Consider the following 20,101-nt stretch of genomic DNA (forward strand, 5'->3'; position numbering starts at 1 on the left):
TCACCATCAGGCAGACATGGCCGGTGTGCGATCGGGACCTATCACTGGCAAGGTGCAGATATGAGCGCACCGTCGATGCGGCCTGACAACAAGCTGTCTGAGTGCGTGAGCTGTTCTTGTACGATCCCTAACGCCAGATCAAAAAAGGCCGGCTCTCTCGAGCCGGCCTTTCGCTGATCCATTCAACCTCGATCAGGCGTTTGCGAACGCCAACAGATCCTTGTTGAACTGGTCCGCATGGGTGACGGTCAGGCCGTGCGGCGCGCCGGCATAGATCTTCAATTCTGCATTCTTGATGATCTTGGCCGACATCTTGCCGGACGCATCGATCGGCACGATCTGATCGTCGTCGCCGTGTACCACCAGCGCCGGCACATCGATCTTCTTCAGGTCGGGCGTGTAATCGACTTCGGAAAATTCCCTGATGCAGTCGTACTGGCCCTTGTGCCCACCCAACATGCCTTGCAGCCAGAACGCATCGCGCATGCCCTGGGTGACCTTGTTGCCATCGCGGTTGGCGCCGAAGAACGGCGTGGTCAGGTCCTGGTAAAACTGCGACCGATCCTTGGCCACACCGTCGCGAATGCCGTCGAACACGCTCATCGGCAGGCCGCCCGGGTTGGTCGGGCTCTTGACCATCTGCGGCGGCACGGCCCCCACAAGCACCACCTTGGCCACGCGCTTGCTGCCATGCCGGCCGACGTAATGCGCCACTTCGCCACCGCCGGTGGAATGGCCCACCAGGATTGCGTCTTTCAGGTCCAGCGCCTCGATCACCGCAGCCAGATCGTCGGCGTAGGTATCCATATCGTTGCCGTCCCAGGTCTGCGATGAACGGCCGTGGCTGCGGCGGTCATGCGCAATCACGCGATAGCCGTGCTGGCCCATGAACAACATCTGCGCATCCCAGGCATCGGCGCTGAGCGGCCAGCCGTGCGAAAACACGACCGGTTGGCCCTTGCCCCAGTCCTTGTAGAAAATATTGGCGCCGTCGGGACGTTTGACGAAATTGGACATCTGCTTGACTCCGTGAGTGGACGAGTGGGGCGGCGAGGTGGACGGCATGCGCGTGGCCGCGGCAGCGCTGGCGAGATGTGGCAGCGATAACGCTGCCACGGCTGCCGTGCCGGAAATGAGAAAGTGGCGGCGCCCGGCATCGGCCGGATGCGCCTCGAACGGATCCATAAGAACTCCTGCGGGCGAGGGCATGCAGCCCGGCGGTCGCATGCGCGCGTTGGCGCGTCATGTCAGGCATGCCCAAGCAGCGCAAGGCCACTGCAGGCAACGGACAGACCGGTGCATGCGCCAAGTAGAGCGCGTGAGGCACAAGGCAGATTGCACGCGCGTGCGCAGTGCACCCACTAGCGCAGAATGTGATCGATTCGCGCGATGCGCGGGCCGTAATGGAAGAAGCGTAAACATGCGCACAGCGCTTGCAGCTGCCTCAAGCAAGTCCGGCGCGGTACTTCGCTCTTCAATAAGGTCACCGACACTTGTCTGGTTCGGCGTGCGCGCTGCTTGCAGGACCGTTGGCGGCATGGACGCCGCCATCGAGCCTACACGGACGTACTTGCGGCGTGTCCCGCGAGCGGCGATGGCACCGCGCCCTGAACTCAGTCGAGTTCGCTGAAGAGACCTTGCTCACCCATCCTTGCAGGACACGTTTTGTAATCTCTCAAGCATCACCAACAGCGATGGTGCGGGTTGAAGGGAAGAAAGCGCGACATCGTCTTCCACTTGTCCGGGCGATACGAAACAATTGATCGAACGCTGGCGCAATACCCGCGCCGATGCCGCATCTCAATGCAGCGCGGTATCCCACAGCAGCTTCAGATTGAGGCATACGATCACCGCAGCGATCACCCACGCGATGCGTACCAGCCATGCTGGCGCTACCAGCGCGCCCATCAACTGCCGGTCTGACACGAAGCGCACCAGCGGAATCACCGCAAACGGCAGCTGCATCGACAACACCACCTGGCTGAGCACCAACAACCGCGCGGTACCGGCTTCGCCATACAGCCAGGTCACGATGACCACCGGCACGATGGCGATGCCGCGGGTGAGCAAGCGCCGTATCCATGGCGGCAGGCGTAATTGCAGGAAGCCTTCCATCACGATCTGCCCGGCCAGCGTTGCGGTCACGGTGGAGTTGATGCCCGAGGCGAGCAGCGCCACCGCAAACAGCGTCGAGGCCAGGCCGACGCCCAGCATCGGCGCCAGCAACGCATGCGCCTGTTCGATCTCCTGCACGTCGGTGCGGCCCTGCGCATGGAACACCGCCGCGGCCAGGATCAGGATCGAGGCATTGATGAACAGCGCGAACATCAACGCCACCGTACTGTCGGTGACCGCCCAACGCAGCGCGGATTTCCGGCCGACATCGGTCCGTGGATACGCGCGCGTCTGCACGATCGACGAGTGCAGATACAGGTTATGCGGCATCACCGTCGCACCGATGATGCCGATCGCCAGATACAGCGCCTGCGGGTCGGTGACCACCTGCGCACGCGGAATGAAACCGCCCAGTACCGCCGCGATCGGTGGCGCGGCCAACGCGATCTGGATCCCGAAACACGCGAAGATGATCAGCAGCAGCGCGATCACGAAGGCTTCCAGCGCGCGGAAACCGCGGTTCATCAGCAACAACACCAGCACCACATCCACCGCGGTGATGATCGCGCCCATGGTGAGCGGAATCCCGAACAACAGCTTCAACGCAATCGCGGTACCGATGACCTCTGCCAGGTCGCAGGCGATGATGGCCAGCTCGCAGATGCCCCACAGGGCCAGATTGACGCCACGCGGATAACGCGCGCGACAGGCCTGCGCCAGGTCCAGCCCGGTGGCGATACCTAGCCGCGCCGACAGGCCTTGCAGCACGATCGCCATCAGGTTCGACAACAGGATCACCGACAGCAGCAGGTAGCCGAACTGCGAGCCGCCGGCCAGATCGGTGGCCCAGTTGCCCGGGTCCATATAGCCCACCGACACCATGTAGCCCGGTCCGAGGAAGGCCAGTAGGCGGAACCACCAATGGCCGCTGTTGGGCACAGAGACGCTGGCTTGGTGGTCGCCCAGACCGCCGATGGCGGTGGCTGACGATGGCGCTGAGGCGGCGGTGTCGGCGGACATGCACTCGGGTCGAAACGGGTTAAGCGCATGATATAGCAGTTGCTATGCTGTTGAGCATTGGCAATTTCAATCGTATTGATCTGCTGCGTGCTTCAAACTATGCGCTCCGGCATCGATGCCGGCGACGATGACGAGGAAGAGGGTGGGCAAGAGCGAAAAGGTGGAAGCGGCCGCGCCGGTCCTGATCGATGCGCAGGTGCACATGGAGAGCTTCCGTCAGGTACGCGAAGCGCGCCGCGCCGAGCTGGTCGAAGACTACGTGGAGCTGATCTCCGATCTACTGGTGGATGGCGGCGAGGCACGTCAGGTCGATATCGCGGCCCGCCTGGGCGTCGCGCAGCCCACCGTGGCCAAGATGCTCAAGCGGCTGGTGCGCGATGGTTGGGTCGTGCAGCGGCCCTACCGCGGGGTGTTCCTGACCCCGGCCGGTGAGGCGCTGGCCGCATCCAGCCGGCAGCGCCACCAGATCGTGGAGCGCTTCCTGCTTGCGCTGGGCATCGATGAAGCCACCGCGCGTCGCGACGCGGAGGGCATCGAACACCATGTCAGCGAAGCCACGGTTGCCGCGTTCGCCGCGTTCCTCGACCGCCAGGGCGGTTCGGCCACGTGAGCATGCCGACCGATACGCCGCACGCGGCGATCGACGTGCACTGGATGCAGCACGCCTTGCAATTGGCCGAGCGTGCCGAGCGCGACTATGACGAAATCCCGGTCGGCGCAGTGCTGGTCGATGCGCAAGGCAACGTGCTCGGCGAAGGCTGGAACTTCAATATCGCCAGCCACGATCCCAGCGCGCATGCCGAAATCGTGGCGATGCGCGAAGCCGGGCGCCGGCTGGCTAATCACCGCCTGATCGGCTGCACGCTCTACGTCACCCTGGAGCCGTGCGCGATGTGCGCGATGACGATGATTCATGCGCGGATCGCGCGCGTGGTGTTCGCCGCCAGCGATCCCAAGACCGGCGCCTGTGGCAGCGTCTTCGACCTGCTGGCCGACCCGCGCCACAATCATCGCGTGCAGGTGTGCGGTGGCGTGCTGGCGGCCCAGGCGAGCTTGCGGCTGACCAATTACTTCAGGGCCAAGCGCGGCAAGCCGCCACTTGCGCCCTGAGCGACGTGGCCGCGGTATGATGCGCGCCCTCTTCAGCATCCGGCCGGCGACGGCCTCCACAGGACGGCGATATGGCAGAGAACCTTGCAGGCAACGACCGACTGATCTGGATCGATCTGGAAATGACCGGCCTAGATACCGATCGCGATTCCATCATCGAGATCGCCACCATCGTGACCGATGCGCAGTTGAACGTGCTTGCCGAGGGACCGGAACTGGCCATTGCGCATCCGCTGGAAACCCTGGAAGCGATGGACGAATGGAACCGCAATCAACATCGCCGTTCGGGTCTGTGGCAGCGCGTGATCGACAGTCAGGTGACCCACGCGCAGGCCGAAGCGCAGACGGTTGCATTCCTGAGCGAGTGGATCCGTGCCGGCGCCTCGCCGATGTGCGGCAACTCGATCTGCCAGGATCGCCGCTTCCTGCACCGCCAGATGTCGCGCCTGGAGCGCTATTTCCATTACCGCAACCTGGACGTGTCCACCATCAAGGAACTCGCGCGACGGTGGGCGCCGACGGTAGCGAACGGGTTCGCCAAGAGTTCGGCCCATACCGCCCTGAGCGATGTGCGCGATTCGATCGACGAGTTGCGCCACTATCGTCAGTTCATGGGTGCGCTTGGTGGCGATACCGCAGCGGGTGTGGAGAACTGAGAATCCGCAGGCATGTGTTGCGCACTGAAGTTCGAGCAGCAGGGTGGATCGTGTCGTCGGATGAAGTGTGCAGTGGGTGCACTTGAAGCACTCTCAGCATCGCTCTGCGCATTCCCGCACATACGAGCCTGCTATCCACACTCACAAAAAAGGCCGCATCAATCGATGCGGCCTCTGTTTTTTCTACTGCGGTAATGCTGGGGACGCCGCATCAACGCGCCAGCGACGGCCCCTTGCTCAGGTCGCCATCGTCGGCGATGCCTTTCAGCAACAGGCCGGAGATCGGCTTGCCATCGGCATCGTGGTGATACACGTGCAGGTCGCGCTGCGGGTAGGGGATGTTGAGTCCGTTTTCCAGCAACTGGTTGCGGATCTGCTCCAGCGTGGTGCTCTTGGCGGCGCCGAAGTTGCCGTTGGTCGCATACGCGAACAACATCAGGTCGACCGTACTCTCGCCCAGGTTGGTCACCTGCACGAATGGTGCAGGCGACTCCAGGATGTTCGGGTTGTCCTTGGCGATCTGCAGCAACAACTGCTGCGCTTTCTTCAGATCGTCTTCATAGCCCACGCCGACCGTCACTTCCAGGCGGCGGTTGGGCAAAGTGCTGTAGTTGACGATGGGGGCAGTGGTAATCGTGCTGTTTGGCAGGGTGATCATGCGTTCGTCGAACGAACGGATCCTGGTCTGGAAGATCCGGATCTCGTCGACGATGCCTTCCTGGCCGGCAATCAATACGTGGTCGCCATCGCGCATCGGCCGCAGCACGATGAGCATCACGCCAGCAGCGATGTTGGACAGCGAATCCTTCAGCGCAAGGCCGACCGCCAGGCCTGCTGCGCCGAGCACTGCGATCAGTGAGGTCGGTGGCACACCGATCTGACTCAACGCGCTGACGAACACCAACACCAGCAACAACGCGTACATCACGTTGCGCAGGAAGTTGGTGAGCGTGATCTCGACGCGTGCGCGGGTAAGCGCGCGGTGCAACCATTGACTGAGTTGCCGGGCCAGCCACATGCCGACCACGACGATCAGCAGTGCCACCCCCCAATTGACCGCGTACTGCGCCCACGGGATGGCGGCCCAATTGAAGGCCGGCTCGCTGGTCGCGGCCGGCTTGGCGGCTGCCGCTCCTGCTGCCGCAACCGGTTTTGCAGCAGCTGCTCCTGCAGCTGCCGCCCACATTGCACCCATCGGTCCCATCAGCCCTCGCTCTTGAGCTTGGCCAGACGCAGCCAGGTGTCGACCACGGTATCGGGATTCAACGACACCGATTCGATTCCTTCCTGCATCAGCCACTCGGCCAGCTCCGGGTGGTCGGACGGCCCCTGGCCGCAGATACCCACGTACTTGCCCTTGGCGCGCGCCGACTTGATCGCCATCGACAGCAGCTTCTTCACCGCCGGGTTCCGCTCGTCGAACAGGTGTGCGACGATCGACGAATCGCGATCCAGGCCCAGGGTGAGCTGGGTCAGGTCGTTGGAGCCGATCGAGAAGCCGTCGAAGATCTCCAAGAACTCGTCGGCCAGCAGCGCGTTGGACGGCAGCTCGCACATCATGATGATCTTCAGCCCGTTCTCTCCCTGCTTGAGCCCGTTCTGCTCCAGCACTTCGATCACCTTGCGACCTTCTTCCAGCGTGCGCACGAACGGGATCATCACCCAGAGGTTGTCCAGGCCCATCTCGTTACGCACCTTCAGCACCGCCTTGCACTCCAGCGCGAACGCCTTGGTGAAGGAGGGATCGACATAACGGCTGGCGCCGCGGAAGCCGATCATCGGGTTTTCTTCATGCGGCTCGTAACGCGAACCGCCGATCAGGTTGGCGTATTCGTTGGACTTGAAGTCCGACAGACGCACGATCACCGTATTCGGCGCAACCGACGCGGTCAGCGTGGCGATACCTTCGGCCAGGCGATTGACGTAGAAGCTCACCGGATCGCCGTAACCGGCAATCTTGGCGTCGATCTTCTTGCGGACGTCGGCGTCCTGCTTGTCGTATTCCAGCAGCGCGTTCGGGTGGATGCCGATGTGCGCGGCGATGATCATCTCAAGACGCGCAAGACCAATGCCGGCATTGGGCAACTGGCCGAAGTCGAAGGCCCGCTCCGGGTTTGCCACGTTCATCATGATCTTGAGCGGGGCAGGTGGCATGTTGCCCAGATCGGTGGTGGTGCGCTCGAACGGCAGCAGGCCATCGTAGATGAAGCCGGTGTCGCCTTCGGCGCAACTGACCGTCACTTCCTGGCCGTCGCTGAGCACGTCGGTGGCATTGCCCGAGCCCACCACCGCCGGCACGCCGAGCTCACGCGCGATGATCGCTGCATGGCAGGTGCGGCCGCCGCGGTTGGTGACGATGGCAGAGGCGCGCTTCATCACCGGCTCCCAATCGGGGTCGGTCATGTCCGCGATCAACACATCGCCAGCCTGGACGCGATTCATGTCGTCCAGCGAGCGCACCACGCGTGCCACGCCGCTACCGATCTTGGCACCGACGGCGCGGCCTTCGGCCAGGATCTTGGCGCCCTTGGCTTCCAGCGCAAACCGTTCGATCTGGGTCGCATGACTGCGCGACTTCACCGTCTCCGGACGCGCCTGCACGATGAACAGCTTGCCGCTGACCCCGTCCTTGGCCCACTCGATGTCCATCGGGCGGCCGTAATGCTTTTCGATCACCAGTGCCTGCTTGGACAGTTCTTGCACGTCTTCGTCGCTGATCGAAAAGGTGCTGCGCAGTTCCACCGGCGTGTCTTCGGTACGCACCCGTTCGCCGGGCACATCCGAATAGACCATGCGAATGGCCTTGCTGCCGAGCGAGCGGCGCAGGATTGCCGGCTTGCCTGCAGTGAGCGTGGGCTTGTAGACATAGAACTCGTCCGGGTTGACCGCGCCCTGCACGACCATTTCGCCCAGGCCGAAGCTCGATGTGACGAACACCACGTCGCGGAAACCGGATTCGGTGTCCAGCGTGAACAACACGCCTGCCGCGCCTACGCCCGAGCGCACCATCAACTGCACGCCGGCCGACAGGAACACGTCTTCATGCTTGAAGCCGTGATGCACGCGATAGGCAATCGCACGATCGTTGTAGAGGCTGGCGAACACTTCCTTGACCTTGTGCACCACATCGTCGGCGCCGGTCACATTGAGGAAGGTCTCCTGCTGGCCTGCGAAGGAGGCGTCCGGAAGGTCCTCGGCGGTTGCCGAGGAGCGCACGGCCACGGCAACGTCGCCGCCGCCGTTCTCGGCGCACAACTGGGCGTAGGCGCTGCGGATGTCGCGGTCCAGGTCCGGCTGCAGTGGGGCATCGATCACCCAGCCGCGGATTTCCTTGCCGGCCAGCGTGAGTGCATTGACGTCTTCGACATCCAGCGTTGCCAGCCTGTCGAAGATGCGCTTGGACAGATCGTTGTGCGCGATGAAGTCCTTGAAAGCTTCCGCGGTGGTCGCATATCCACCAGGAACCGAGACGCCCAACCCAGCCAGGTTGCCGATCATCTCGCCAAGCGAGGAATTTTTACCGCCCACGCGGGCCAGGTCGGCCAGGCGTAGCTCATGCAACCACAGGATATTCTCGTTCAAGCGCGATGCTCCGTAAGGCCATCGCCCGAGCGGGCTGAATGGCCGCGACCGTAGGAAGAAGCCGCTATGATGCAGTGCACAGCGGAACCTGCACAAGCATGAATCCGTAAGTTTTGGACACCAGTTCAAAGAGGTGGTCTTGATGTCAACAATTCGGCCGGTGTTTTACGTCTCCGATGGAACCGGTATCACCGCTGAAACGATTGGGCATAGCCTGCTCACGCAGTTCAGCGGTTTCAACTTCGTCACCGACCGCATGTCGTTCATCGATGATGCAGATAAAGCGCGCGATGCGGCCATGCGCGTGCGCGCCGCAGGCGAGCGGTACCAGGTGCGCCCGGTCGTGGTCAATTCGTGCGTCGATCCACAATTGAGCATGATCCTGGCCGAAAGTGGCGCGCTGATGCTGGATGTCTTCGCACCCTTCATCGAGCCGCTGGAGCGCGAGCTCAATGCGCCGCGTCATTCGCGTGTGGGCCGCGCGCACGGCATGGTCGACTTCGAAACCTATCACCGCCGCATCAACGCAATGAACTTCGCGCTGAGTCATGACGATGGCATTGCGCTCAATTACGACGAGGCCGATGTGATCCTGGTGGCGGTGTCGCGCGCGGGCAAGACACCGACCTGCATCTATCTGGCCTTGCATTACGGCATTCGCGCCGCCAACTATCCGCTCACGGACGAAGATCTGGAAAACGAGCAGTTGCCCCCGCGGTTGCGTAATTACCGCAGCAAGTTGTTCGGCTTGACCATTGATCCTGAGCGGTTGCAGCAAATTCGTCAGGAGCGGCGCGCCAATTCGCGCTACAGCGCGGCAGAGACCTGCCGGCGCGAAGTGGCGATCGCCGAGCGCATGTTCCAGATGGAGCGCATTCCCTCGCTCAGCACCACCAATACCTCGATCGAAGAAATCTCCAGCAAGGTGTTGTCCACTCTGGGCTTGCAGCGCGAGATGTTTTGATCGGGGATCAGGCTTGGCAGCCGCCTCGCGGGTCTTGCGAGCGTGCGCATCGGATGGAGATCTAAAGATGCCATTGCGCGGCGGCTGGGAGAGCAAAGCGGGCGGGGCAGTGCTCCACCAAGGTAGGCCTGTCGTTGGGCCCCCGTCAATGCTGCCCGTGCGGCGGCGCAGCGTGTAGGATCGGTCCATGGCGCAAGCACTGAGCAAACTCGAACGCATTCCCAAACTGAGCCGCTTCGGCTGGCTGATGGGCTTGTACGCAGAAAACTTCCAACATCTGACCCGGTTATTTGCCCCGGCCGATCTGGCGCCGGGCTCCTACGTGTCCTCGATCGGCGATGGCCTGAACCTGCGGCTGGACGTGATCGAATGCCACCGCTACACGGTGGAACTGCGCCTGACTTACGACCTGTGCGACCCGGTCACCGGCGAGCCGGACCCGTCGGCGTATGTACGGCTGTACCGCGATGCGCGCCAGGCCGAGACCACGCATTGCTATGTCGGTCGGCGCTGGCAGGACGTGATGGGCATGTTCCCGCCGCCGGCCGAGCTGATCAGCCACCGCATGCGCATGAATACGTTCCTGGGCAAGTGGCTGGAGTACCTGGCCGAACGCGGACACGGCGTTGCGACCCTGCACCTGGATACCGACCGCGTGGCACCGCCGCGCCCGAACCCGCAGGCTGCCGTCGGCTGAGCCGGCGTTGCCGCCGCGTGCGGCGTGCCGCTTCAGTCATACTGATGCGCTTCGTGTCAGATCGCATGCCATGCCCTATACCCCGATTGTCGCCACGCTCGGCTACCTGTTGTCGCCGGACGGCACCCAGGTGCTGATGATCCATCGCAATGCCCGCCCCGGCGACCAGCATCTGGGCAAATACAACGGCCTGGGCGGCAAGATGGAGCCGGACGAAGACGTGCTGGCTTGCATGCGCCGCGAGATACGCGAGGAAGCCGGCGTCGACTGCGGCCGGATGCAGTTGCGCGGCACCATCAGCTGGCCGGGCTTCGGCAAGCAGGGCGAAGACTGGCTGGGCTTCGTGTTCCTGATCCACAGCTTCGAGGGCACACCGCACACCTCCAATCCGGAGGGGACGCTGGAGTGGATCGCGATCGAGCGGATGGATCAGGTGCCGATGTGGGAAGGCGACCGCAATTTCCTGCCGCTGGTATTTGATGGCGACCCGCGCCCGTTCCACGGCGTCATGCCGTATCGCGACGGGCGCATGCAGTCGTGGACATATTCGCGGATCTGATCGCTGCACGTGCACGGCACGCGGAGTGCGTGCCGCCGGCACTGCGCCGGCAGATATCTAGCCGGGCCCGACTGCTGTAGATCGACGTCCTCGGTGCGGGAGATAGATCGGCGCACCAGCGCTTGACGTCCGATCGGCGAGCCGTGCTGGCTAGCAGCGCAGCACCCAATGCCAGCCAGGCTCAACCGTGCGGCGTTGAACATTGAGCGTCGGGGAGCCTCTCGGTTTTCCGCGGAACGGCAGGCCTCGCCCACTTCTCCACACCCCCTGTGGATGGACGCTGCGCAAGTCTGTGGACAAGTGCGCGGCCCCCTTATGCCATCTGGTACGCGTGGCGGCTGGTCAAAATTTCGCCAGCGTGATCATTGTGCCGTCCAGCCCCCATCGATGGCGAGGGCTTGCCCGGTGATATTGCGGGCGGCATGCGACATCAGAAACGCCACGGTGCCGGCCAGCTCGTCGTAGTCGATGAAGGCGCCCTTGGGCATCGGCTTGAGCATCACATCGCGCACCACGGCGTCCTCGGTGATGCCGCGGATGCGCGCCTGATCGGCAATCTGCCGTTCCACCAGCGGCGTACGCACATAGCTGGGGCAGAGCGTGTTGACGGTGATGTCGCAATCGGCGGTTTCCAGCGCGATGACTTTGGCCAGGCCGACCAGGCCATGCTTGGCGGCCACATACGCACTTTTGTATGGGCTGGCCACCAGCGAGTGGATGCTGCCGATATTGACGATGCGGCCATAGCCGGCCGCGCGCATGCCAGGCAGCACGGCGCGACTGAGGCGTGCGGCGCCGGTGAGCATCACATCCACCAGCAGCGCCCACTGCTGCATCGGGAACTCCTCAAGTGCGGCCACATGCTGCAGGCCGGCGTTGTTCACCAGTACCTGCGGGGCGCGTGATGCACTGGCCAGTGCCTGCGCGATGCTGTCTGCATCGGTCACGTCCAACGCCAGCGCCTCCGCCGAGCCGCCTGCCTGGCGCAACGCATCCGCCGTGCGCTCGGCGGCCGCCAGCTGCACATCGCTGACGAGCAGATGATGGCCGTCGGCCGCCAGTTGGGTAGCGATACCGGCGCCAATGCCGCTGCCCGCGCCGGTGATCAGGATGCTGTGCATCGGATGTCCTCGTGAAGTCGTGCGCGGCCGGGAGCGGTCACGCGGATCGCCAGCCTAGCCGAGTGCAGCGAAACGGTCGCCTGCATGGCGCGCGCGCGTTACCCTTTGTGTCTTGCTCACCTTAGGTTCCGCATGAAACGCCATTTTTCGATGCTGCGCGATTTCCAACTCGCGGACTGGTTCACGCTTGCCAACGCGTTCTGCGGCACCGGCGCGGTGTTTGCGGCCATGCGGTTCCTGCAAGAGGGGCATCGCGGCGATCTGCTGCTTGGCATGGCATTGATCCCGCTGGCGTTCGTGTTCGATGCGCTGGATGGGCACGTGGCGCGCTGGCGCAAAGCGTCTTCCACGCTGGGCCGCGAACTGGATTCGTTGGCGGACGTGATCTCCTTCGGCGTGGCGCCGGCGGCGCTGGGCTATGCCTGCGGCATGCGCGGCGGTTGGGACTGGCTGGTGCTGAGCTATTTCGTCTGCTGCGGGGTCAGCCGGCTGGCGCGCTACAACGTCACTGCCGAAGAGATCGCTGGCGAGGCCGACAAGGTGCCGTACTTCGAAGGCACGCCCATTCCGACCAGCCTGGTACTGGTGATCCTGCTCGCGGTTGCCGCCAGCAGCGGGCATATCGGCGACACCTTGTGGTGGGGCCAATGGCAGCTGGGGCCTTGGCAGTTGCATCCGCTGGTGCTGCTGTTTGCGGTGTCCGGCTCGCTGATGATCAGCAAGACGCTGCGTATCCCCAAACCCTGAGCGGCACACCGCTACGCACGCGGTAGGATGGCTGGGTAGAGGTCACTGGATGGGATGATGGCGAGCAGCGGTTCGGACAACGGCAACTTCGACGACAAGGCGCGCCAATACTGGGCTGCCTGGGGAGATGCCATGCGCCACGGCCAGGCCGGCGCCGCTGCGCAACAACCACCGCCCACGTCCGGTAGCGACGCCCCGCAGGATTGGCGCAAGGCCTTGGATTGGTGGTCGCAATTGCTGCCCACCCAGGCCGCCCCACAGGCGCAGGAGGCCATCGACCGCTTTCGCACCCAGGCCGGCGACTGGTTTGGCACCATGCAGCAGGTGGCCGCGCAGTTTGCCGGGCGCGACACCTCGGCCAATGAAGTCGCCGATGCCTGGCGCCAGGCCGTACAAGGGCAGGGCGAGCAGCTGATGCAGTGGACGCTGGGTTCGCTGCGCGGCGGCAGCCCGGGCGGGTTCGACCCGTGGCTGCAGGACGCGGCGCAAGCGCTGCAAAAGTGGCGCGAGGAAAATGCGCCTTGGCTGGACATGCCGGCGTTCGGGTTGAACCGCAACCACCAGTCGCGCCTGCAGAAACTGGCACGCGCGCAGCAGGAGTTCCAGGCCCAGTCGGAGGCCTATGGCGAGCAACTCAAGGCGGCGATCGAGCAGGCGTTTGCGCGCTTCGCGTCCAGGCTGAGCGAGCACGAGAGCAGCGGCAGCCAGTTGACCAGCGCCCGCGCACTGTTCGATCTATGGATCGAAGCGGCCGAAGAGTCCTATGCCGATGTTGCCTTGTCGGAGCAGTTCCGCAAGGTGTACGGCGGCTTTGCCAACGCGCACATGCGCCTGCGCGCTGCGCTGCAGGAAGAGGTCGAGCAACTCAGCGAACGCTTCGGCATGCCCACACGTTCGGAGATGGACGCCGCGCATCGCCGCATTGCCGAACTGGAACGCCTGGTCAGGCGGATGCTGCGTAACGCAGCTTCGCCGGCGAGCAAGCCCGCTGCAGCGGCGCAGCCTGCACCGGTGACACAGGCAGCGGGCAAGCGCGCGTCGTCCGCAGGGGCAGAACGGGCAGTCAAGCAGGGTGCATCGAAGAAGGCGCCCGTCGACAAGACGGCGACGAAAAAAGCGGCTCCGAAAAAGGCGCCAGCCGTTTCTAAGCCGACGAAAACGACCTCGCCCAAGAAGCATGGTGGCGCGACATCCTCGCCCGAGCCTGCGGCCCGCAAACCCGCCGCAGCTAAAAAACGTGGAGCGCAGGCATGAAAGGTCCGTTGGGATTCAGCGCCGAAGACCTGATGCAGGAAACCCTGTCGATGCAACGCAAGTTGCGCGAAGGACTCAAGCTGCTGCCGGGCGTGGACGATGTGGATTACGGCGTCACCGAGCGCGAAGAAGTCTGGCGCGACGGCAAGGTGGTGCTATATCGCTTCATCGGCGAGCAGGCGCCGGTGGCCAAGACGCCGCTGCTGATCGTCTATGCATTGGTCAATCGCCCCTACATGGTCGATCTGCAGGCGGATCGCTCGCTGGTGAAAGGGCTATTGAGTCACGGCCAGGACGTCTACGTGCTGGATTGGGGCTACCCGGACCGCTCCGAGCGCTACCTTACCCTGGAAGATTATTTGCTGCGCTACATCGACGGCGCGGTGGATCATCTGCGCGCGCAGTCGGGGTTGCAAGCGGTGGATGTGCTCGGCATCTGTCAGGGCGGAACGTTCTCGTTGTGCTACGCCGCGCTGCAGCGCGACAAAGTGCGCAACCTGATCACCATGGTGACGCCGGTGGATTTCCATACTCCCGACAACATGCTGTCCAACTGGGCACGCATGGTCGATGTGGATCTGTTCGTGGACACCATGGGCAACGTGCCCGCGGATCTGATGAACGCCAGTTACCTGATGCTCAAGCCGTTCCGGCTCAACCTGCAGAAATACGTGGGCCTGCTCGACATCCTCGACGACAAGCAGGCGCTGGAAGATTTTCTGCGCATGGAAAAGTGGATTTTCGATTCGCCCGACCTGGCGGGCGAGGCTTTCCGCGAATTCGTCACGGTGTTCTATCAGCGCAACGGGCTGGTCACCGGGCAGGTGAGCATCGCGGGGCAGGCGGTCGATCTGCAGGCGCTCGACATGCCGGTGCTGAATATCTACGCCGAACACGACCACCTAGTGCCGCCGGACGCTTCACGGGCGCTAGGAGGGCTGGTCGGCAGCGACGACTACAGCGAACTGAGCTTCCGTGGCGGGCATATCGGAATCTACGTCTCCGGGCGTGCGCAGCGCGAGGTTCCAGTGGCAATCCATCGCTGGCTGCAGGCACGTGGCGGCAATGCCTGAGATCGCTGCCTGCACGCCGTGCAGGTGACGCTGCGCTGAGCAGGCCAGGCGGCCGTCACGATCCCCAGCGGCCGCGTTTTCTAGACTGTTGGCTACGTTCTGCAGGAGTCTTGCCATGTCTACCACCACGCTGTCCCGCTCCCTCAACGACCGCATGATCGCCGGCGTCGTTGGCGGCATTGCGCGCCGTTTTGGCTGGAGCTCCACGCTGCTGCGCATTTTGTTTGTGATCGTGTCGATCGCCTCGGCCGCGTTTCCCGGCATCCTGGTCTATCTGATCCTGTGGCTGCTGATCCCCAACCAGGCCGATTGAAGCCGGTAATGCGCGGGCTGCCTGCATTGCAGGCGCTTGGCGCGGTATGGACGCTGCCCAATACCTTGATCGGGCTCGCGATCGGCGCGGCCGGGTGGAGTTTTGGTGCGCGTCCCGTCTGGTCGCCGCAGGAACGCGCCGTGGTCTTTCACGCCTGGCCATGGGGCCCGGGTGGCGCGATGACATTGGGCAACGTGATCCTGCTGAAAGGTGCATCGCTCGACCTGCAGTGCAGGACCTACGCGCACGCTGCAGGCCGTTGCCAGCGTCCACCGGTGCGCTTGGGCGACCACGAACGCGCGCATGTCTATCAGTACATGCTGCTGGGGCCACTGTTTTTGCCCGTGTATTTTCTGTGCGGCGGCATCCACGTGCGCAACCCGCTGGAGCGGGCTACCTATACGTATGCGATGCATGGCCATGGTTGGTGGCCGTGGGGGCCTCAGCCCAAGCGCGAGAAGCCGAACAATCCGGACAGCGCATGAGGCGTGCCCTCCAGTTGTGCGCGCAATAAGCCCGCACCAATGGCGCTATAGGTAATTCCGTTGCCGCCATAGGCCATCGCGAACGACACGCGCAGCCCGAGTTCGGCATGCGGCCCGAAGAACGGCAATCCATCGGCAGTCTCTGCGAAAGTGCCGGCCCATGCGAACGCTGGGCGCAGTCGGATATCGGGCATGGTCTTGCCAATTTTCTTCAGCAGCGTCTTGAGCTTGCTCTGCACGCGTGCGTCGCGGCTCGCGGGAATGTCGATGTTGTCGTCTTCTCCGCCAGCGACCACGCGCCCGTCCGGTGTGCTGCGCACGTACAGATACGGGCGCGCGGTTTCCCACATCATGGTGTGCTTGAGCGCGCCCATGTCGCTGTCGTGCAGGGGGTCGGTCACGAAGGCGTAGCTGCTGCGATTGCGCGCCACCGGCTGCGAGAGCCAGCGCTGGTTGCCATAGCCGGCCGCCAGGATCACGTGACGGGCACGCACGCTCACACCGTCTTCGGTGCGCAGGTCGACGTGCGGGTCGTGCGGTTCGATCGAGGCGATGGCGGTGCGGTCGTGGATGCGTGCGCCGTACTGCTCGCACTCGGAAAACAGGCGGTAGCAGAGGCGGTACGGGTCCACGCTGGCGGCCAGGCGGCTCAGGATCGCGCCATCCGAATGCACGCCGTAGTTGTGCCAGAGCGGCTCGCGTTCGATCCATTCCACCGGCAGTTTATGCGCCTTGCGGGTCTCCAGCTCGTTGCGCAGGTCTTTTATGTCGCGCGGGCGGCTGGCGTAGTACAGGCTGTCCTGGCGCGTGAAGTCGGTGCCGCCGAGGGTATTGCACAGGCCCTGCAGGTCGAGGATGGCTTGCGCGCAGGCGCCATACGCCAGCGCCGCTGCCTGCATGCCGTGCTGTTCTGCCAGTTCGATCATCGGCGTATCGATTTCGTACTGCAGCAAGGCGGTGCTGGCCGAGGTGCTCCCCCAGCCGATGTCGCGCTGTTCGATCACTACGACTTCATGGCCGTGGCGCAGCAATTCGTGCGCGATCAGCGCGGCGGTGACGCCACCACCGACGATGGCGACCTCGCATTGGGTGTCTTGCTCCAGGCGCGGGTAGGCGCGCATCAAGCCGTTGCGGATCGACCAGAACGGGTAGCCACTTTTGAGGTCCATGCGGTGTCGATCAGCGAGCAGGCGGATGGCGATTGACGGCCAAGCGGGGTGAAGCGGCCGTGAGGCGAGCCCGGCCTTGCCGCCGTCACCAAACGGCAAACAGCCGGCGTTAACGTGCGTGGAAAGCTCCTCACGGCGAGCTGGGTATCCTCCCGCCACAACGCAGCAACAGCAGCAGAAGAGGGTGTGGGTATGTCGATTGTCCTGTACGTCGGTGGCAGTAAAGATGGCGACAAGGGCGTGGTGCCTTACGGTTTCAGCAAGTCGCGTGCGATGACCGATGCTGGCCCGGAGGTGTATGTCGAACGCATGGTGCCGCTGAAGGATATGGGCAAGGTGCGCGTGATGGCGCTGGAATCGCTGCAGGAAAGCATTCTGGTCGAACGTGCCGCCACCCATTACGCACGTCAGGTCAGCTGAGCGCGGCTGCATAGGTTTACGGCGGCGTTGTCAACGGGTTTCCGTGGCGGGCCGGCACTGCGAAAATGCATTTTTCAGTGAAGCGGTTCACGCCGCGCCGTCATGCACGATAACCAGCTCGCCCAGCAGATTGCTCGCACCATCGCCGATGAGATCGGTGCCCAACCCGCACAGGCGCACGCCGCCATCGCCCTGCTCGACGAGGGCGCAAGCGTCCCCTTCATCGCCCGCTACCGCAAGGAAGTGACCGGCGGCCTGGACGATACGCAACTACGCAATCTGGAAACGCGCCTGACCTATCTGCGCGAGCTGGAAGAGCGCCGCGCGGCGATCCTGTCCAGCATTGGCGAGCAGGGCAAGCTTAGCGACGAATTGCGCAACGAGATCGTGGCGGCCGACACCAAGTCGCGGCTGGAAGACCTGTACCTGCCCTACAAGCCCAAGCGCCGCACCCGCGCACAGATCGCGCGCGAAGCCGGGCTGGAGCCATTGGCCGATGGCCTGTTGGCGGACCCGACGCAGTCCCCGGACGTGGCCGCAGCAGCCTTCATCGATGCCGAAAAGGGCGTTGCAGACAGCAAGGCGGCGCTGGAAGGCGCGCGCGCCATCCTGATGGAGCGCTGGGGTGAAGATGCCGCACTGGTCGGTGAGCTGCGCAGCTGGCTAGGCGACAACGGCGTGATTCGCGCACGGGTCGCCGAGGGCAAGGAAGAGGCCGGTGCCAAGTATCGCGATTACTTCGATCACGCCGAAACGCTGGCGAAGATTCCCTCGCACCGCTTGCTGGCGCTGTTTCGCGCACGCCGCGAGGAAATCCTGTACCTGGATCTGGATCCGGGCAGCGACGCCGAGGCCGGGCACCAGTACGCCGAAGGCCGCGTGGCGCGCAATGCCGGTATCTCCAACGAAGGCCGTCCGGCCGATCGCTGGTTGCTGGATGCGTGCCGGCTGACCTGGCGCGCCAAGCTGCATATGCACTTGCTGTTGGACCTGTTCAATCAGGCGCGCGAGAAGGCCGAGGCCGAGGCGATCGCGGTGTTCGGCGACAATCTCAAGGACCTGATGCTGGCGGCGCCGGCAGGCCCGCGCGTGGTGCTTGGGCTGGATCCGGGCATCCGTACCGGTTGCAAGATCGCCGTGGTCGATGCCACCGGCAAGCTGGTGGTCACCGAAACGATTTATCCGCACGAGCCGAAGCGGCAGTGGGATCAGTCGCTGCAGACCATCAAAAAATTGTGCATGCAGCACAACGTGGAGCTGATCGCGATCGGCAACGGCACCGCCAGCCGCGAGACCGACAAGCTGGCCGGTGAGGCGATTGCGCTGTGCGGCGCGACCAAATTACAGAAGGTGGTGGTGAGCGAGGCGGGCGCATCGGTGTATTCGGCCTCGGAGTTCGCGGCCAAGGAATTTCCGAATCTGGATGTATCGCTGCGTGGTGCCGTGTCGATCGCGCGCCGTCTGCAGGATCCATTGGCCGAACTGGTGAAGATCGAGCCCAAGGCGATCGGCGTGGGCCAGTACCAGCACGATGTGGATCAATACCGGCTGGCCAAGGCATTGGAAGCGCGGGTGGAGGACTGCGTCAACGCGGTCGGTGTGTACGTCAATACCGCCTCGGCGGCGTTGTTGTCGCGCGTGTCCGGGTTGTCGGGCACGGTAGCGGAAAATATCGTGCGTCACCGCGACGACAATGGCCCGTTCAAGCGTCGCAAGGACTTGCTCAAGGTGCCGCGGCTGGGCGACAAGACCTTCGAGCAATGCGCCGGTTTCCTGCGCATTGCCGATGGCGACGAGCCGCTGGACGTGTCGGCGGTGCATCCGGAAGCGTATCCGGTGGTCGAGCGCATCGTGAGCAGCACCGGCAAGCCGATCAAGGCATTGCTGGGCGACGGCAGTTTTCTGCGTGGCCTGAAGCCGGAGATGTTCACCGACGACCAATTCGGTGTGCCGACGGTGCGCGACATCCTCAAGGAGCTGGAAAAACCCGGCCGCGATCCGCGCCCCGAGTTCAAGGCGGCGCAGTTCGCCGAGGGCATCGAGGACATCAAGCACCTCAAACCGGGCATGGTGCTCGAAGGTGTGGTCAGCAATGTGGCCGCGTTTGGCGCGTTCGTCGATATCGGCGTGCATCAGGATGGACTGGTGCACATCTCGGCGTTGTCGGAAACCTTCGTCAAGGATCCGCGCGATGTGGTCAAGGCCGGCGACATCGTCAAGGTCAAGGTGCTGGAAGTGGATGTGGCGCGAAAGCGCATCGCGCTGACCTGCCGTTTGTCCGATACGCCGCCAGCGGCGGATGGCTCTGCGCAACCGCGCGACGCTCGCGGCAGCGGTCCGGGGCAGGGCAGGCGCGATGGTGGTGGACGCGGTCAGGCGCAGGCCAACAGCAAACCGCGGATCACCGCACCGCCGGCAGACAATGCGCTGGCAGCGGCATTCGCGCGTGCCAAACGTAGCTAAGTCGCGCTTTTGATGGTTTGGTTGATCGGTGTGGTTCGGTGGCGTGGCATGGATCTAACGTCGTAATGGGCTGATCTGCGGTTTGGCCTAGATGTCTTAGCCGCAGATCATGATGAGATAGGTGTCGAGCACCCCTAGTTGGTTTCTTTGGTAGCGGGTATGCCGCCCAAGGTCCTGGGGGGATCTGCGGCTTGGCTGCAGGGCCCTTGCCCGCTCACCATCGCAGGACACGCTGCAAGTACGTCCTTGTAAGCTCCTTGGCGGCATCCATGCCGCCAAGGGTCCGGCGACGGTGAGCGGGCAAGGACCAGTGGCGTTGGTCGGTATGCAGAGTTTTCAAAGCAGCTAACGAC

19 protein-coding genes are annotated in these 20,101 nt (G+C 63.7%); 13 read left to right on the forward strand and 6 right to left on the reverse strand.

Annotated features, from left to right (window positions below; translation table 11 throughout):
* Window positions 1-192 precede the first annotated feature (192 nt).
* The gene (locus EO156_RS05400) at window positions 193-1,017 is read right to left on the reverse strand and encodes an alpha/beta hydrolase (protein ID WP_026006850.1); all 825 of its coding nucleotides are present in this window, start codon (window positions 1,015-1,017) and stop codon (window positions 193-195) included.
* A gap of 783 nt (window positions 1,018-1,800) precedes the next feature.
* Window positions 1,801-3,135, reverse strand: a complete 1,335-nt coding sequence (locus tag EO156_RS05405; protein WP_003482841.1) for an Nramp family divalent metal transporter — start codon at window positions 3,133-3,135, stop codon at window positions 1,801-1,803.
* 142 nt (window positions 3,136-3,277) lie between these two features.
* Between EO156_RS05405 and mntR the strand changes: the two genes are divergently transcribed.
* The 3 genes from mntR to orn all read left to right on the forward strand — a co-directional run bounded on the left by mntR (window position 3,278) and on the right by orn (window position 4,901).
* Window positions 3,278-3,745, forward strand: a complete 468-nt coding sequence (gene mntR, locus EO156_RS05410; protein WP_003482839.1) for a manganese-binding transcriptional regulator MntR — start codon at window positions 3,278-3,280, stop codon at window positions 3,743-3,745.
* Window positions 3,746-3,747: 2 nt separating this feature from the next.
* Complete coding sequence (gene tadA, locus EO156_RS05415) at window positions 3,748-4,245, forward strand: tRNA adenosine(34) deaminase TadA (protein WP_016849133.1); 498 nt, start codon at window positions 3,748-3,750, stop codon at window positions 4,243-4,245.
* A gap of 71 nt (window positions 4,246-4,316) precedes the next feature.
* The gene (orn, locus tag EO156_RS05420) at window positions 4,317-4,901 is read left to right on the forward strand and encodes an oligoribonuclease (protein ID WP_003482835.1); all 585 of its coding nucleotides are present in this window, start codon (window positions 4,317-4,319) and stop codon (window positions 4,899-4,901) included.
* A gap of 211 nt (window positions 4,902-5,112) precedes the next feature.
* Here the strand turns inward: orn and EO156_RS05425 are convergent, their stop codons facing one another.
* The gene (locus tag EO156_RS05425; protein WP_005915721.1) at window positions 5,113-6,105 is read right to left on the reverse strand and encodes a mechanosensitive ion channel family protein; all 993 of its coding nucleotides are present in this window, start codon (window positions 6,103-6,105) and stop codon (window positions 5,113-5,115) included.
* Window positions 6,105-8,483, reverse strand: coding sequence for a phosphoenolpyruvate synthase (ppsA, locus tag EO156_RS05430; RefSeq protein ID WP_015463160.1), 2,379 nt, complete (start codon window positions 8,481-8,483; stop codon window positions 6,105-6,107). The genes EO156_RS05425 and ppsA overlap by 1 nt, the downstream gene beginning before the upstream one ends.
* 142 nt (window positions 8,484-8,625) lie before the next feature.
* Here ppsA and EO156_RS05435 point away from each other — a divergent pair, with 142 nt between their 5' ends.
* From EO156_RS05435 to EO156_RS05445, 3 genes are all read left to right on the forward strand, one after another.
* The gene (locus tag EO156_RS05435; protein ID WP_003482830.1) at window positions 8,626-9,447 is read left to right on the forward strand and encodes a pyruvate, water dikinase regulatory protein; all 822 of its coding nucleotides are present in this window, start codon (window positions 8,626-8,628) and stop codon (window positions 9,445-9,447) included.
* A gap of 187 nt (window positions 9,448-9,634) precedes the next feature.
* Entirely contained in the window at window positions 9,635-10,144 is a 510-nt protein-coding gene (locus tag EO156_RS05440; RefSeq protein ID WP_016849131.1) for a DUF1249 domain-containing protein, read from the forward strand.
* Window positions 10,145-10,214: 70 nt separating this feature from the next.
* Window positions 10,215-10,703 (forward strand): 8-oxo-dGTP diphosphatase, encoded by a 489-nt coding sequence (locus EO156_RS05445; RefSeq protein ID WP_005915716.1) that lies wholly within the window; start codon window positions 10,215-10,217, stop codon window positions 10,701-10,703.
* 362 nt (window positions 10,704-11,065) lie between these two features.
* Here EO156_RS05445 and EO156_RS05450 read toward each other — a convergent pair whose 3' ends face one another.
* Entirely contained in the window at window positions 11,066-11,824 is a 759-nt protein-coding gene (locus EO156_RS05450) for a 3-hydroxybutyrate dehydrogenase (RefSeq protein WP_005933499.1), read from the reverse strand.
* A gap of 84 nt (window positions 11,825-11,908) precedes the next feature.
* Here EO156_RS05450 and EO156_RS05455 point away from each other — a divergent pair, with 84 nt between their 5' ends.
* The 5 genes from EO156_RS05455 (at window position 11,909) to EO156_RS05475 (ending at window position 15,696) form a co-directional block, all read left to right on the forward strand.
* On the forward strand, window positions 11,909-12,571 hold the full coding sequence (locus tag EO156_RS05455; RefSeq protein ID WP_016849130.1) for a CDP-alcohol phosphatidyltransferase family protein: 663 nt from the start codon (window positions 11,909-11,911) through the stop codon (window positions 12,569-12,571).
* A gap of 54 nt (window positions 12,572-12,625) precedes the next feature.
* Window positions 12,626-13,825 (forward strand): class III poly(R)-hydroxyalkanoic acid synthase subunit PhaE, encoded by a 1,200-nt coding sequence (gene phaE / locus EO156_RS05460; RefSeq protein ID WP_016849129.1) that lies wholly within the window; start codon window positions 12,626-12,628, stop codon window positions 13,823-13,825.
* The gene (locus tag EO156_RS05465; RefSeq protein ID WP_011051304.1) at window positions 13,822-14,898 is read left to right on the forward strand and encodes a class III poly(R)-hydroxyalkanoic acid synthase subunit PhaC; all 1,077 of its coding nucleotides are present in this window, start codon (window positions 13,822-13,824) and stop codon (window positions 14,896-14,898) included. Before phaE ends, EO156_RS05465 begins: the two co-directional genes overlap by 4 nt.
* 115 nt (window positions 14,899-15,013) lie before the next feature.
* The gene (locus EO156_RS05470) at window positions 15,014-15,211 is read left to right on the forward strand and encodes a PspC domain-containing protein (RefSeq protein WP_005915706.1); all 198 of its coding nucleotides are present in this window, start codon (window positions 15,014-15,016) and stop codon (window positions 15,209-15,211) included.
* An 8-nt stretch (window positions 15,212-15,219) separates the two neighbouring features.
* A complete protein-coding gene (locus tag EO156_RS05475; RefSeq protein WP_164735852.1) occupies window positions 15,220-15,696 on the forward strand; it encodes a hypothetical protein in 477 nt (158 codons plus the stop codon).
* Here the strand turns inward: EO156_RS05475 and EO156_RS05480 are convergent.
* Window positions 15,654-16,865, reverse strand: a complete 1,212-nt coding sequence (locus tag EO156_RS05480; protein WP_016849127.1) for an FAD-dependent oxidoreductase — start codon at window positions 16,863-16,865, stop codon at window positions 15,654-15,656. The two genes, EO156_RS05475 and EO156_RS05480, sit on opposite strands and share 43 nt — an antisense overlap.
* 192 nt (window positions 16,866-17,057) lie before the next feature.
* Between EO156_RS05480 and EO156_RS05485 the strand changes: the two genes are divergently transcribed.
* Together EO156_RS05485 and EO156_RS05490 are read left to right on the forward strand one after the other, a co-directional pair.
* Complete coding sequence (locus EO156_RS05485) at window positions 17,058-17,285, forward strand: hypothetical protein (RefSeq protein ID WP_003482809.1); 228 nt, start codon at window positions 17,058-17,060, stop codon at window positions 17,283-17,285.
* A gap of 102 nt (window positions 17,286-17,387) precedes the next feature.
* The gene (locus tag EO156_RS05490; RefSeq protein ID WP_016849126.1) at window positions 17,388-19,748 is read left to right on the forward strand and encodes a Tex family protein; all 2,361 of its coding nucleotides are present in this window, start codon (window positions 17,388-17,390) and stop codon (window positions 19,746-19,748) included.
* The last annotated feature ends 353 nt before the right edge of the window (window positions 19,749-20,101 follow it).

Origin of the sequence: Xanthomonas sp. DAR33341 (assembly GCF_003992815.1) — a bacterium.
GTDB lineage: Bacteria > Pseudomonadota > Gammaproteobacteria > Xanthomonadales > Xanthomonadaceae > Xanthomonas > Xanthomonas cissicola.